Origin of the sequence: Hydrogenophaga sp. T2 (genome assembly GCF_049843535.1) — a bacterium.
Classification (GTDB): domain Bacteria; phylum Pseudomonadota; class Gammaproteobacteria; order Burkholderiales; family Burkholderiaceae_C; genus Hydrogenophaga; species Hydrogenophaga crocea.
Genome location: NZ_JBBHZJ010000001.1, coordinates 47,238 through 61,105, shown reverse-complemented (window position 1 = coordinate 61,105; position 13,868 = coordinate 47,238). Strand labels below are relative to the sequence as shown.

Genomic DNA, 13,868 nt, shown 5'->3' with positions numbered 1-13,868 from the left:
ACGTTGGCGGAGACGGACAGTATATCGGTGGGGGTCGAGGCGGCCGACGCGCTCGAGGACCAGGCCGAGTTGCGCCACTGCACGGTGCCGGCCGGGCTGCACGGCTGGCGCATCGACCGTGCGCTCGCGCAGCTGGTGCCCGAGTTCTCGCGCTCCTACCTGCAGCAGGTGCTGGCCGAGGGCGGCGTGCGCTGGCGCGGCCAGGCCTGCGCCAAGGCCTCGGCCAAGGTGGCCGTGGGCGACGCCATCGAGGTCGCGCTGCGCCCCACGGCGCAGGCGCGGGCCTTCGTGGCCCAACCGATGGCGCTGGCCGTGTGCTTCGAGGACGAGCACCTGATGGTGATCGACAAGCCCGCGGGCCTGGTGGTGCACCCGGCCGCCGGCCACTGGTCAGGCACGCTGCTCAACGGCCTGCTCGCGCACCACGAGGCCGCGGCCACGCTGCCGCGCGCCGGCATCGTGCACCGGCTCGACAAGGACACCTCGGGCCTGATGCTGGTGGCCAAGTCGCGCCCGGCCATGGACGCGCTGGTGCGCGCGATCGCGGCGCGTGAGGTGAACCGCCAGTACCTCGCGCTGGCGCACGGCGCCTGGCGCGGCCCCGATTCGCGCACGCTCGAAGGCTTCATCGGCCGCGACCCGCACAACCGCCTGCGCATGGCGCTGGTGGGCGAGGGCGCGGGCAAAGCCGCGCGCACCGACCTGCACCGCCTCGACGGCAATGCCCAGGCCACGCTCGTGGCCTGCAAGCTGCACACCGGCCGCACCCACCAGATCCGGGTGCACCTGGCCTCGCTCGGGCAGCCCCTGGTGGGCGACGCCGTGTACGGCGGCCGCCCGGCCTGGGGCCTCGAGCGCCAGGGACTGCACGCGGCCTTCCTGGGCCTGCAGCACCCCATCACCGGCGCCGGACTGCGCTTCTGGCGCGACCCGCCCGCCGACCTGCGCGAGGCCCTTGCGCAAGGGGGGCTCCGGTACAATCCGCCGCCTGCCGGCAGTGGCCCGATCGCCTGACCGTTGCCCCGGCGGCGCCCCTCGCGGGCCCGCCTGCCGCCAGCCCCGCGGGCCACGGCGCCCACCCTCCCAGCCCATGCGCGCGGCCCGCGCGACCGAACGATGAACACCACGGATGCCCAGCGCGTCCTCGAGACGGCACTGATCTGCGCCACGCAGCCCATGACGCTGCGCGAACTGTCGGTGCTGTTCGACGGCGAGCTCTCGGCCGACACGCTCAAGTCCCTGCTGACCGACCTGCAGCTCGAATGGAGCGGCCGAGGCGTGGAACTGGTGCAGGTGGCCACGGGCTGGCGCTTCCAGAGCCGCCCCGAGATGCGCCATTACCTCGACCGGCTGCACCCCGAGAAGCCGCCCCGCTACTCGCGCGCGGCCATGGAGACCCTGGCCATCATCGCCTACCGCCAGCCCGTCACGCGCGGCGACATGGAAGACATCCGCGGCGTCACGATCAACTCGATGATCCTCAAGCAGCTCGAAGACCGCGGCTGGATCGAGGTCATCGGCCACCGCGAAACCGTGGGCCGGCCCGCGCTCTTTGCCACCACCAGGCAGTTCCTCGACGACCTCGGCCTGGCCTCGCTCGACCAGTTGCCGCCGCTCGAGGCCAGCGAGGTGCAGGAGTCGGCGCTCGGTTCGCTCGACTTCGGCAACCTCGCGGCGCCGCTGCCCGATTACGCCGACGAGCCGCTCGCGCCCGATGCGACGCCCGACGTGGTACCCGACGCGGCGTCCGAAGCCGCCGCCCCTTCCGAATCCCCCACCGAGAACGACCATGACCCAGCCGGCTCCCCCCAAACCCCGGCCTGAGCGCCGCGCCCCGCCCCCCGAGGCCGCGGCCGACGCACTGAGCTTCGACGAGGTCGTCAGCGGGGCCTTCGACGACGCCCAGACCCCCGACGCCGAGCCCCCCGCCGCGGCAGGCCCTGCGCGCCGCGTGCTGCAGCCCGAGGCCGATTCGCCCAAGCTGCACAAGGTGCTGGCCCAGGCCGGCCTGGGCTCGCGCCTCGAAATGGAATCGCTCATCGAGCAGGGGCGTGTGTCCGTCAACGGCGAGCCGGCCCACGTGGGCCAGCGCATCCGCCAGGGCGACATCGTGCGCGTCAACGGCAAGCCGGTGCGCCTGCGCCTGCAGGCGCCGCCGCCGCGCGTGCTGGCCTACCACAAGCCCGCGGGCGAGGTCGTCACGCACGACGACCCGCAGAACCGGCCCACGGTGTTCCGCCGCCTGCCGCGCCTGCACCAGGGCAAATGGCAGTCGGTGGGACGGCTCGACCTCAACACCGAGGGCCTGCTGCTGTTCACCAATGCCGGTGAGCTGGCCAACAAGCTCATGCACCCGCGCTTCGGGCTGCAGCGCGAATACGCGGTGCGCGTGCTGGGTGCGTTGTCGAACGAAGAGAAGCAGCGCCTGCTCGACGGCGTGAACCTCGACGACGGCATGGCGCAGTTCCAGTCCATCGACGATGGCGGCGGCGAGGGCGCGAACTGCTGGTACCGCGTGACCATCGGCGAAGGCCGCAACCGCGAGGTGCGCCGCATGTTCGAGGCCGTGGGCCACGCCGTGAGCCGCCTCATCCGCATCCGCTACGGCGCCGTGGTGCTGCCGCGCGGGCTGCGCCGCGGCGACTGGGTCGAGCTTGGCGAGCGCGACGTGCAGCGCCTGGGCCAGGCCGCGGGCATGGCAGCCCCGCGGCCGGTGCGCGCGCCAGCCCCCGCTGCGCCCGCCACGGCGCGCCGCAAGTACGGTCCCGGTCCCAAGCTGCCGCCGGCGCCGCCCTCGCGGGCCCGCCGCAGCGGCCCGCCGCGCGGCGAGCCCGACCCGATGAAGACCAGCCAGGGCTACATCGGCCAGGACGCCGTGCAGCGCCAGCGCCGCCAGGCCAATGCCACGGGCGCGCCCAAGGGCCGTGGCCGCAGCGGGCCACGTGGCTGAAGCCATTTGGACGACGCTTCCGCCATGTAGAATCGTGGGCTTTTCGGGCGCGCCAGCGCCTGGGCCTTTTTTCTCATAACTTCAGGACTTCCATGGCCATCGAACGCACCCTTTCGATCATCAAACCCGACGCCGTCGCCAAGAACGTGATCGGCCAGATCTACGCCCGCTTCGAGGCCGCCGGCCTGAAGGTCGTGGCTGCCAAGATGGCCCACCTCTCGCGCCGCGAAGCCGAGCAGTTCTATGCCGTGCACAGCGCGCGTCCCTTCTTCAAGGACCTGGTCGACTTCATGATCAGCGGCCCCGTGATGATCCAGGTGCTCGAAGGCGAAGGCGCCATCCTCAAGAACCGCGATCTGATGGGCGCCACCGACCCCAAGAAGGCCGCCCCGGGCACCATCCGCGCCGACTTCGCCGACAGCATCGACGCCAACGCGGTGCACGGCTCTGACGCGCCCGAGACCGCCGCCGTGGAAGTGGCGTTCTTCTTCCCCGGCATGAACGTCTACTCGCGTTGATCATGTCATGACGGTCAACCTGCTCGACTTCGACCTCGAGGGGCTGGCCGCCTTCTGCGAACAGCTGGGCGAAAAGCGCTTCCGCGCCACCCAGCTGTTTCGCTGGATCCACCAGAAGGGTGCGTCCGACTTCTCGCTCATGACCGACCTCGCGCGCAGCCTGCGCGAGAAGCTGCCCGGCGCAGCGCACATCACCGGTCTGCCCGTGCTCTCGCGCCAGGACTCGGCCGACGGCACCATCAAGTGGCTGTTCGACGTCGGCGGCGGCAATGCCGTCGAGACCGTGTTCATCCCCGAAGACGACCGCGGCACGCTGTGCGTGTCCTCGCAGGCGGGCTGCGCCGTGGGCTGCCGCTTCTGTTCCACCGGTCACCAGGGCTTTTCGCGCAACCTCACCACGGGCGAGATCCTGGCCCAGCTCTGGCAGGCCGAGTTCTTCCTGCGCCAGCACCTGAACCGGCCCGGGGAACGTGTGATCACCAACGTGGTCATGATGGGCATGGGCGAGCCGCTGCAGAACATCCACGCGCTGATTCCCGCGCTCAAGGTCATGCTCGACGACCACGGCTACGGCCTGTCGCGCCGCCGCGTGACCGTGTCCACCTCGGGCGTGGTGCCCATGATGGACCGCCTCGCGCAGGAATGCCCGGTGGCGCTGGCCGTGTCGCTGCACGCGCCCACCGATGCGCTGCGCGACGACCTGGTGCCGCTCAACCGCAAGTACCCGATCGCCGAACTGCTCGACGCCTGCCTGCGCTACCTGCCGGCCGCGCCGCGCGACTTCATCACCTTCGAGTACTGCATGCTCGACGGCGTGAACGACCAGCCCGAACACGCCCAGGCGCTGCTCGAGCTGCTGCGCGGGCACGCGGGCCGCGGCGTGCCCTGCAAGCTCAACCTCATCCCCTTCAACCCCTTCCCCGATTCGGGCCTGCGCTGCTCGCCGCGCGCGGTGGTGCAGCGCTTCGGGCAATTGCTCAACGCCGGCGGCATCGTCACCACCATCCGCAAGACGCGCGGCGACGACATCGACGCCGCCTGCGGCCAGCTCGCGGGCGACGTGCTCGACCGCACCAACGCCGCGCGCCGCATGGCGCAACGCCGCACCACCGAACAACCGATCCGCTTCGTGACCCCCGAGAAAGAAAGGCAGGCATGACACAACCAGCGTTCCGACCGCTCCCGTCCCGTTCCCGTCCCCTGCTGTGGCTGCTGTCCGTGGCACTGGCGCTGGTGGTGCTGGCCGGTTGTGCGTCGCAGGCGCCGCGCGTGTCGTCCACGCCCACGCCCGGGGTCGAGCCCATGACCGCGTCCGACGAGCCGCAGTCGGTGCGCCGGGCGCGACTGCGCTACGAGCTCGCGGCCAACTACTTCGACCAGGGCCAGACCACGGTGGCGCTCGACGAGATCAAGCTCGCGCTCGCGGCCGACGCCAACTTCGGCCCGGCCTACATCCTGCGCGGCCTGGTCTACATGCGGCTGCAGGACGACGCGCTGGCCGAGGAGAGCTTCCGCCGCGCGCTGCAGATCAACCCGCGCGACGCCGAGGCGCAGCACGCCTACGGCCTGTTCGCCTGCGAGAAGGCGCGCTACGAGCAGGCCGACCGCCTGTTCCAGCAGGCGCTCGAAAGCCCCACCTACAAGAACCGCCCGCGCACGCTGCTGCTGCAGGGCGTGTGCCTGCTGCGCGCAGGCAAGCTGCCCGAGGCCGAAGCCGCGCTCGCGCGCGCCTACGAGTTCGATCCGGGCAATCCCATCGCCGCCTACAACCTCGCGAGCCTCAAGCACCGCCGCGGCGACAGCCAGGCCGCGCAGTTCATCATCCGCCGCGTCAACAACTCCGAGCTGGCCAACGCCGAAACGCTGTGGCTGGGCATCCGCGTGGAACGCCGGCTGGGCAACGACGTGGTCGTGGCCCAGCTTGCCCAGCAGCTCGGCCGGCGCTTCCCCGAATCGCCCCAATGGGCCGCGTACCAGCGCGGAGCTTTCAATGACTGAACCGGTGATCGACGGCGGCCTGCAGCCGCAGGTGCCGGAACGCCCCGTGCGCCTGCGCGAAGCGCGCGAAGCCGCGGGCCTGCACATCGCCGCGCTGGCCGCGGCCCTCAAGGTGCCGGTGCGCAAGCTCGAGGCGCTCGAAGCCGGGCGCTACGGCGAACTGCCCGACCTCACCTTCGCGCGCGCGCTCGCGTCCAGCGCCAGCCGCCACCTCAAGATCGACCCGGGCCCGGTGCTCGAGCAGATTCCGCTCAACCAGGCGCCGGTGCTCGGCGACGCCAGCCGGCCGATCAATGCGCCCTTCAAGGGCGCCAGCGACGCCCCGCCCGCGGGCGCGCTGAGCTGGCTCTCGCGGCCGGCGCTGCTGGTCGCCATCGTGCTGCTGCTGGCCGCGCTCGTGATCGTGTTCCTGCCGCGCATGGGCAGCGGCCCCGCCGAAGAAGCGGCCACCCCCGCCGCGCCCGCGGCCGTGCCCATGGCGCCGCCCGCGGCGCCGCTGTTCCAGCCCGGCACGCCCGAAGCGGGCGAGGGCGGTGCGTCCGCCCCGGCAGCCGCCGACGCGGGCGCTGCACCGGGTGCGGGCGCCGCACCGGCTGCACCCGCTGCGCCAGGCACCCCCGTCACGCCCGCCACCGAAGCCCCCGCCACACCCCCTACACCCGCTGCCCCCGCCGCCGCGACCGCGCCAGCCAGCCCCGCGACCCCGGCCGCGGAGGCCGGCGCCCGGCCGCCCGAAGGCGCGGTGCTGGGTCTGGCTGCCAGCCAGGCGTCCTGGGTCGAGGTCACGAACGGCACCGGCACCGTCGTGCTGCAGCGCCTGCTGCAGGCCGGCGAGCGCGTGGAGTTCTCGGCCGCGCCGCCGTACGCGGTGGTGGTCGGCAACGCGGGCGGCGTGGAGGTGACCCTGCGCGGCCGGTCCTTCAACGCCGCGACCATCGCGCGCAACAACGTGGCCCGATTCGAAGCGAAGTGACCCATGAGCAGCCCTGAGCCCCAGCCCATTCCCCTGCCCGAAGTGCCCCGGCGGCGCACGCGCCAGGGCGTGGTGCGCTGGGGCAGCCACGCCGTCACCGTGGGCGGTGACGCGCCGGTGCGCGTGCAGTCCATGACCAACACCGACACCGCCGACGCGATCGCCACCGCGATCCAGGTGAAGGAACTCGCGCAGGCCGGCTCGGAGCTCGTGCGCATCACGGTCAACAACGACGAAGCCGCCCGGGCCGTGCCGCACATCCGCGAGCAACTCGACCGCATGGGCATCGCGGTGCCCCTGATCGGCGACTTCCACTACAACGGCCACCGCCTGCTCACCGACCACCCGGCCTGTGCCGAGGCGCTGTCCAAGTACCGCATCAACCCCGGCAACGTGGGCCGCGGCGACAAGGGCGACCGCCAGTTCTCGCAGATGGTCGAGATCGCCGCACGCCTGGGCAAGCACGTGCGCATCGGCGTGAACTGGGGCAGCCTCGACCAGGATCTGCTGGCCCGCCTGATGGACGAGAACGCCGCGCGCGCCACGCCCTGGGACGCCAAGCAGGTGATGTACGAGGCGCTCATCACCTCGGCGATCGAATCCGCGAAGAAGGCCGAGGCCATCGGCCTGCCGGGCGAGAACATCGTGCTGTCGTGCAAGGTCAGCGCGGTGCAGGACCTGATCGCCGTGTACCAGGCGCTCGCGCAACGCTGCGACTACCCGCTGCACCTGGGCCTCACCGAGGCCGGCATGGGCACCAAGGGCGCGGTGGCCTCCACCGCGGCGCTGTCGGTGCTGCTGCAGCAGGGCATTGGCGACACCATCCGCATCTCGCTCACGCCGCAGCCCGGCGAAGCGCGCACGCAAGAGGTGGTGGTGGGCCTGGAGATCCTGCAGGCCATGGGTCTGCGCAGCTTCGTGCCCAGCGTCACCGCCTGCCCGGGCTGTGGCCGCACCACCAGCACCACTTTCCAGGAACTCGCCAAGCAGATCGACGACTACCTGCGCGCGTCCATGCCCGTGTGGCGTGAGCGTTACCCGGGCGTCGAAGGCATGAAGGTGGCGGTCATGGGCTGCATCGTCAATGGCCCGGGCGAAAGCAAGCACGCCGACATCGGCATCAGCCTGCCCGGCACCGGCGAAGCGCCCGCCGCGCCCGTGTTCATCGACGGCCAGAAGGCCATGACGCTGCGCGGCGAAGGCATCGCACGCGAGTTCCAGACCATCGTCGAAAACTACATCGAGAAGCGCTTCGGCACGCCCGCCTGAGCCCTTTTCCCATCCCGTCCCGCACATGGCTGAAAAACTGGTTGCCGTCAAAGGCATGAACGACATCGCGCCGCCGCAGTCGGCGCACTGGGAGTGGCTGGAGGACACGCTGCGCGCGCTCATGGCGCGCTACGGCTATCGCAACCTGCGCACCCCCATCGTCGAGCCGACCGCGCTGTTCGTGCGCGGCCTCGGCGAGGTCACCGACATCGTCGAGAAGGAGATGTACTCCTTCGAAGACAAGCTCAATGGCGAGCACCTCACGCTGCGCCCCGAGAACACCGCGGGCGTGGTGCGCGCGGCCCTCGAGAGCAACATGCTCTACGAAGGCCCCAAGCGCCTCTACTACATGGGCCCGATGTTCCGCCACGAGCGCCCGCAGCGCGGCCGCTACCGCCAGTTCCACCAGTTCGGCGCCGAGGCCCTGGGCTTCGCCGGGCCGGACGTGGACGCCGAGCTCATCGTGCTCGCGAGCGATCTCTGGGCACAGCTCGGCCTCACGGGCATCGAGCTCGAGATCAACAGCCTGGGCCAGCCCGCCGAGCGTCTGGCGCACCGCCAGGCCCTGATCGCCTACCTCGAAGCGCACGCCGACCAGCTCGACGAAGACGCCAGGCGCCGCCTGCACAGCAACCCGCTGCGCATCCTCGACACCAAGAACCCCGCCATGCAGGCCCTGGTGAACGCCGCGCCGCGCCTCATGGACCACCTGGGCGCCGAATCGCTCGGCCACTTCGAGCGCCTGAAGGCGTTGCTCGACGCGCACGGCATCGCCTACCGCGTCAACCCGCGCCTGGTGCGCGGCATGGACTACTACAACCTCTCGGTCTTCGAGTTCGTCACCACCCAGCTCGGCTCGCAGGGCACGGTCTGCGCGGGCGGCCGCTACGACGGCCTGTTCGAGCAGATCGGCGGCAAGCCCACGCCGGCCGTGGGCTGGGCGCTCGGCATGGAGCGCATCCTCGAGCTCCTGAAAGAGCAGGGCCGCCTGCCCGATGCGCCCGTGCCCGACGCCTATGCCGTGGTGCCCGACGCCGCCGACCTGCCGCGCGTGATGCCGCTGCTGCGCGCCCTGCGCGCGGCCGGCGCGCGCGTGCAGATGCACGCCGGCGGGCCCGACGGCATGGGCAGCATGAAGTCGCAGTTCAAGAAAGCCGACGCCAGCGGCGCGCGCTGGGCGCTGATCTTCGGCGCCGACGAACTGGCCCAGGGCCAGGTGGCGCTCAAGCCCCTGCGCGGCGAGCGCGACGCCGCGCCTTCGCAGGCGCCCATGCCCCTGTCCGACGCCCAGGCCATCGCCGCCCGCGTGCGCGCGCACTGAGGCGTTTCGCGCCGCTACCTACAATCCAGCACTTTCGCGACCACATCCCGACATGGCCAAGCACCTCGACCTCGAAGAACAGGAACAGCTCGATCAGCTCAAGCACTTCTGGGCCAAGTACGGCAACGCCATCAGCTGGGTGCTGATCGTGGTGTTCGGCAGCTTCGCCGCCTGGAACGGCTGGAACTGGTACCAGCGCAACCAGGGCGCCAAGGCCGCTGCGCTCTACGAAGAGGTCGAGCGCGCCGCGCTCGCCAAGGACCTCGAGCGCACCGAGCGCAGCCTGGCCGACATGCGCAGCGGTTTCGCCCGCACCACCTACGCCGCACAGGCCGGTCTGCTCGCGGGCAAGGTGCTGTTCGAGGCCGGCCAGCACGACAAGGCGCGTGCCGCGCTGCAAGGCGTGCTTGACACCACCCAGGACGACGGCCTGCAGGCCGTGGCCCGGCTGCGCCTGGCCTCGGTCGAGCTCGAAGCCGGCCGCGCCGACGCCGCGCTGCAGGCGCTGCAGACCCCTGCGCCCGCGGCCTTCGAGCCGCTGCTGGCCGACCGACGCGGCGACGTGCTCATGTCGCAGGGCAAGACCGACGAGGCCAAGGCCCAGTACCAGGCCGCCTGGAAGGGCCTGGAGCCGCGCAGCGAGGTGCGCCGCCTGGTCGCCATCAAGCTCGCCGCCCTGGGCGTGAGCGTGGAACAGCCGGAGGCGCGCTCATGATCCGGCGCCACCTGCTTGCCCTGGGCATGGCCTCGGTGGCCCTGCTGGCTGCCTGCTCCTCCGGCCCCAAGAAGCCCGACCCCACGCCCCTGGCGCCGCCTGCGGCCCTCATGGGCACGCGACAGATCTGGACCGCGCAGGTGGGCGAGGGCGGGGTGGGCTTCGTGCCCGTCGCCGCGGGCGGCCGCGTGTTCGCCGCCGGCTCGGCCGGTGTGGTCGCCGCGATCGATGCGGCCACGGGCGCCGACGTCTGGCGCGTGGACCTGCGCACCCGCCTCTCGGCCGGCGTGGGCAGCGACGGCCAGACCGCCGCGGTGATCACCGGCGAGAACCTGCTCGTGGCCCTGGCCGATGGCAAGGAACGCTGGCGCGTGCGCCTGGCCGCGCGCTCGTTCACGCCGCCGCTGGTGGCCGGCGGGCGCGTGTTCGTCTTCACCGCCGACCGCAGCGTGGCCGCCTACGACGCCGCCAACGGCGCGCGCCTGTGGGGCCAGACCCGCACCGCCGACCCGCTGGTGCTCAGCCGCCCGGCCGCGCTTGCCGCCGTGGGCGACACCCTGGTGGCTGGCGTGTCGGGCCGCCTCGTGGGCCTGAACCCCGACAACGGCGCCGTGCGCTGGGAAGTGCCCGTGGCGAACGCGCGCGGCACCAACGAGGTCGAGCGCCTGATCGACATCGTGGCCCCCGTGGGGCGCCTGGGCAACGAGGTCTGCGTGCGCGCCTACGGCGCCGCCGTGGGCTGTGTGGACACGTTGCGTGGCCAGCCCGTGTGGACCCGCGCCGCCCAGGGCACGAGCGGCGTGCACGGCGACGACCGCCTGCTGTTCGGCAGCGAGTCCGACGGCACCCTGATCGCCTGGCGCCGCGGCGACGGCGAGCCCGCCTGGCGCAACGAACACCTCAAATACCACCGCCTCGCGGCCCCGCTGGCCCTGGGCCGCGTGTTCGCGCTGGGCGACGGCAACGGCCTGGTGCACCTGCTGTCGCGTGAAGACGGCAGCGAGATGACGCGTCTGAGCACCGACGGCTCGGCCATCGTGTCCCAGCCCGCCCTGGCCGGCGACGCGCTGGTGGTGCTCACCAGCCGCGGCGGTCTCTACGCTTGGCGCCCGCAGTGAGCGGCCCGGCCCTTTTGCAAAGTCGCGCAACGTGAAACCCGTCATCGCCCTCGTCGGTCGCCCCAACGTCGGCAAGTCCACGCTCTTCAACCGCCTCACGGGCACGCGCGACGCCATCGTGGCCGACTTCGCCGGCCTCACGCGCGACCGCCACTACGGCAACGGCCGCGTGGGCAAGCGAGAGGTCATCGTCATCGACACCGGCGGTTTCGAACCCGACGCGGGCGAGGGCAGCATCTACCGCGAGATGGCCAAGCAGACGCGCCAGGCCGTGGCCGAAAGCGACGTCGTCATTTTCGTGGTCGACGCGCGCGCAGGCCTGAGCGCGCAGGACCACGACATCGCGAACTACCTGCGCCGCCTGGGCAAGCCCTGCGTGCTGGTGGCCAACAAGGCCGAAGGCATGACCAGCGGCGCGCAGACCGTGGAGTTCTTCGAACTCGGTCTGGGCGAGGTGCTGCCCGTGTCGGCCGCGCATGGCCAGGGCGTTCGCTCCATGCTCGAGATCGCGCTCGAGCGCGTGCCCGGCCTGCCGCCCGAAGACGAGGACGAGCCCGAGGCCGAACCCGGCGTGATCCGGCTCGCGGTGGCGGGCCGGCCCAACGTGGGCAAGTCCACGCTGATCAATGCCTGGCTCGGCGAAGAACGCCTGGTGGCCTTCGACATGCCCGGCACCACGCGCGACGCGATCAAGGTGCCCTTCGAGCGCAACGGCCAGAAGTTCGAGCTCATCGACACCGCCGGCCTGCGCCGCAAGGGCAAGGTGTTCGAGGCAATCGAGAAGTTCTCGGTGGTCAAGACGCTGCAGGCGATCGAGAACGCGCACGTGGTGCTGCTGCTGCTCGACGCGACCCAGGGGGTGACCGACCAGGATGCCCACATCGCGGGTTACATCCTCGAAAGCGGCCGCGCCGTGGTGCTGGCCATCAACAAGTGGGACGCGGTCGACGCGTACCAGCGCGAGCAGATCGAGCGCCAGATCGAAACCCGTCTGGCCTTCCTCAAGTTCGCCTCGCTGCACCTGATCTCGGCGCGCAAGCGCCAGGGCCTCGCGCCGGTGTGGAAGTCCATCGCCCAGGCGCACGCGTCGGCCATGCGCAAGATGTCCACCCCGCTGCTCACGCGGCTGCTGCAGGAATCGGTGGCCTTCCAGGCCCCGCCGCGCAGCGGTGGCGGCCGGCCCAAGATGCGCTATGCGCACCAGGGCGGCATGAACCCGCCGGTGATCGTGATCCACGGCAATGCGCTCGACCGCGTGCCCGACGCCTACACGCGCTTTCTCGAAGGGCGCTTCCGCAAGGCCTTCGACCTCGTGGGAACGCCGCTGCGAATCGAGTATCGGACGAGCGAGAACCCGTTCAAGGAAACGTGATCACCCCACGCGGCGGTCGGAATAGGCGTGTGGTATGTTTCCGCCTTCCGAAACGTCGAACACGGAGCATATCGTGAGCAACAACAAAGGCCAGCTCTTGCAAGACCCTTTCCTCAACCAGCTGCGTCGAGAACACGTGCCGGTGTCGATCTACCTCGTCAACGGCATCAAGCTGCAAGGGCAAATCGAATCCTTCGACCAGTACGTGGTTCTGCTGCGCAACACGGTCACCCAGATGGTCTACAAGCACGCCATCTCCACCATCGTGCCGGGCCGCCCGATCCAGTTCTCGGTCGCCAGCTCCGACGACACCAACGCCTGACCCCGGCGCTCTGAAACGCCCAAAGCCCGGGCCCGTATGCACGGGCCGGGCGGGCAACGCAGGGCGCGTTGCCCCAACGTCTTGACCGCCGAGTCCCGTTCCGCCAAACCCGCCCCCGCCGTCATCCTGGTCGGCGTGGACTTTGGCTTGCCGCATTTCGACGGCGAGCTGCTCGAACTCGGCCTGCTGGCCGAGACCGCCGGCTACCGCGTGGCCGAGCGCGTGGCATGCAAGCGGCGCGCCCCCGACCCGGCGCTGTTCGTGGGCTCGGGCAAAGCCGACGAGATCAAGATGCTCGCGCAGTCGACCGGTGCCACCGAGGTGCTGTTCGACCAGGCCCTGAGCCCCGCGCAGCAGCGCAACCTCGAACGCCACCTGGGCCTGCCGGTCAACGACCGCACGCTGCTGATCCTGGAAATCTTCGCGCAACGCGCGCGCAGCCACGAAGGCAAGCTGCAGGTCGAGCTCGCGCGGCTGCAGTACCTGTCCACGCGCCTGGTGCGGCGCTGGTCGCACCTGGAGCGGCAAAGCGGCGGCATCGGCATGCGCGGCGGCCCGGGCGAGACGCAGATCGAGCTCGACCGCCGCATGATCTCGGACGCCATCAAGCGCACCAAGGACCGGCTCGAAAAGGTCAAGAAGCAGCGCGCCACCCAGCGCCGCCAGCGTGAGCGCCGTGATGCCTTCACGATCTCGCTCGTGGGTTACACCAACGCGGGCAAGAGCTCGCTGTTCAACGCGCTGGTGAAGGCCCGCACCTACGCGGCCGACCAGCTCTTCGCCACGCTCGACACGACCACCCGCCAGCTCTATCTGGGCGAGGCCGGGCGCACGGTGTCGCTGTCGGACACCGTGGGCTTCATCCGCGACCTGCCGCACGGCCTGGTCGACGCCTTCGCCGCCACCCTGCAGGAGGCGGCCGAGGCCGACCTGCTGCTGCACGTGGTCGACGCGTCCAACCCCGACCACCCCGAGCAGATCACCGCGGTGGAGCAGGTGCTCGGCGAGATCGGCGCGGGCGAGATCCCCCAATTGCTGGTGTTCAACAAGATCGACGCGCTCGACCCCGCGCGCGCGCCGCAGCGCCGCCTCGACAGCTTCGAGGTCGGTGGCCGCGCGCTGCCGCGCCTGTTCGTCAGCGCCCACGACGGTACCGGGCTGCCCGAGCTGCGGGCCTGGCTGGCGGCCGAAGTCGCGCGCCGCACCGCAGGGCAGGCCCCACAAGACCCCGGACAAGCCCTCGATTACGGGAACCCCTCGGAATGATTCGGCACAATGGCGTGTCACCGTCGCACACAGAACCACCACACAG

The 13,868-nt window shown here is 71.3% G+C and carries 14 protein-coding genes; all 14 read left to right on the top strand.

Features of this window, described 5'->3' with window-relative positions; genetic code table 11:
• The first annotated feature begins 3 nt into the window (after positions 1-3).
• Positions 4-1,014, top strand: a complete 1,011-nt coding sequence (locus WDZ95_RS00300; RefSeq protein ID WP_425775776.1) for an RluA family pseudouridine synthase — start codon at positions 4-6, stop codon at positions 1,012-1,014.
• A 102-nt stretch (positions 1,015-1,116) separates the two neighbouring features.
• Complete coding sequence (gene scpB / locus WDZ95_RS00295; protein ID WP_425775775.1) at positions 1,117-1,824, top strand: SMC-Scp complex subunit ScpB; 708 nt, start codon at positions 1,117-1,119, stop codon at positions 1,822-1,824.
• Complete coding sequence (locus WDZ95_RS00290; protein WP_425775774.1) at positions 1,790-2,950, top strand: pseudouridine synthase; 1,161 nt, start codon at positions 1,790-1,792, stop codon at positions 2,948-2,950. The genes scpB and WDZ95_RS00290 overlap by 35 nt, the downstream gene beginning before the upstream one ends.
• 92 nt (positions 2,951-3,042) lie before the next feature.
• Positions 3,043-3,468, top strand: a complete 426-nt coding sequence (gene ndk / locus WDZ95_RS00285) for a nucleoside-diphosphate kinase (protein WP_166226808.1) — start codon at positions 3,043-3,045, stop codon at positions 3,466-3,468.
• A 7-nt stretch (positions 3,469-3,475) separates the two neighbouring features.
• Positions 3,476-4,627: a 23S rRNA (adenine(2503)-C(2))-methyltransferase RlmN gene (gene rlmN / locus WDZ95_RS00280; RefSeq protein ID WP_166226807.1), complete on the top strand. Its 1,152-nt coding sequence runs from the start codon at positions 3,476-3,478 to the stop codon at positions 4,625-4,627.
• Positions 4,624-5,466, top strand: coding sequence for a type IV pilus biogenesis/stability protein PilW (pilW, locus tag WDZ95_RS00275; protein WP_425775773.1), 843 nt, complete (start codon positions 4,624-4,626; stop codon positions 5,464-5,466). Before rlmN ends, pilW begins: the two co-directional genes overlap by 4 nt.
• Positions 5,459-6,439 carry a helix-turn-helix domain-containing protein gene (locus WDZ95_RS00270; protein WP_425775772.1) on the top strand — a complete coding sequence of 327 codons (981 nt, stop codon included), beginning with the start codon at positions 5,459-5,461 and terminating at the stop codon, positions 6,437-6,439. The genes pilW and WDZ95_RS00270 overlap by 8 nt, the downstream gene beginning before the upstream one ends.
• Before the next feature lie 3 nt (positions 6,440-6,442).
• Positions 6,443-7,708 carry a flavodoxin-dependent (E)-4-hydroxy-3-methylbut-2-enyl-diphosphate synthase gene (ispG, locus tag WDZ95_RS00265; RefSeq protein ID WP_166226804.1) on the top strand — a complete coding sequence of 422 codons (1,266 nt, stop codon included), beginning with the start codon at positions 6,443-6,445 and terminating at the stop codon, positions 7,706-7,708.
• Positions 7,709-7,733: 25 nt separating this feature from the next.
• Positions 7,734-9,029 (top strand): histidine--tRNA ligase, encoded by a 1,296-nt coding sequence (gene hisS / locus WDZ95_RS00260; protein ID WP_425775771.1) that lies wholly within the window; start codon positions 7,734-7,736, stop codon positions 9,027-9,029.
• 52 nt (positions 9,030-9,081) lie between these two features.
• A complete protein-coding gene (locus WDZ95_RS00255; protein ID WP_166226802.1) occupies positions 9,082-9,744 on the top strand; it encodes a YfgM family protein in 663 nt (220 codons plus the stop codon).
• Entirely contained in the window at positions 9,741-10,862 is a 1,122-nt protein-coding gene (gene bamB / locus WDZ95_RS00250; RefSeq protein ID WP_166226801.1) for an outer membrane protein assembly factor BamB, read from the top strand. Before WDZ95_RS00255 ends, bamB begins: the two co-directional genes overlap by 4 nt.
• 31 nt (positions 10,863-10,893) lie before the next feature.
• A complete protein-coding gene (der, locus tag WDZ95_RS00245) occupies positions 10,894-12,234 on the top strand; it encodes a ribosome biogenesis GTPase Der (RefSeq protein WP_425775770.1) in 1,341 nt (446 codons plus the stop codon).
• A gap of 34 nt (positions 12,235-12,268) precedes the next feature.
• Positions 12,269-12,556: an RNA chaperone Hfq gene (hfq, locus tag WDZ95_RS00240; protein ID WP_166226799.1), complete on the top strand. Its 288-nt coding sequence runs from the start codon at positions 12,269-12,271 to the stop codon at positions 12,554-12,556.
• Positions 12,557-12,637: 81 nt separating this feature from the next.
• The gene (hflX, locus tag WDZ95_RS00235) at positions 12,638-13,822 is read left to right on the top strand and encodes a GTPase HflX (protein ID WP_425775769.1); all 1,185 of its coding nucleotides are present in this window, start codon (positions 12,638-12,640) and stop codon (positions 13,820-13,822) included.
• Positions 13,823-13,868: the final 46 nt, after the last annotated feature.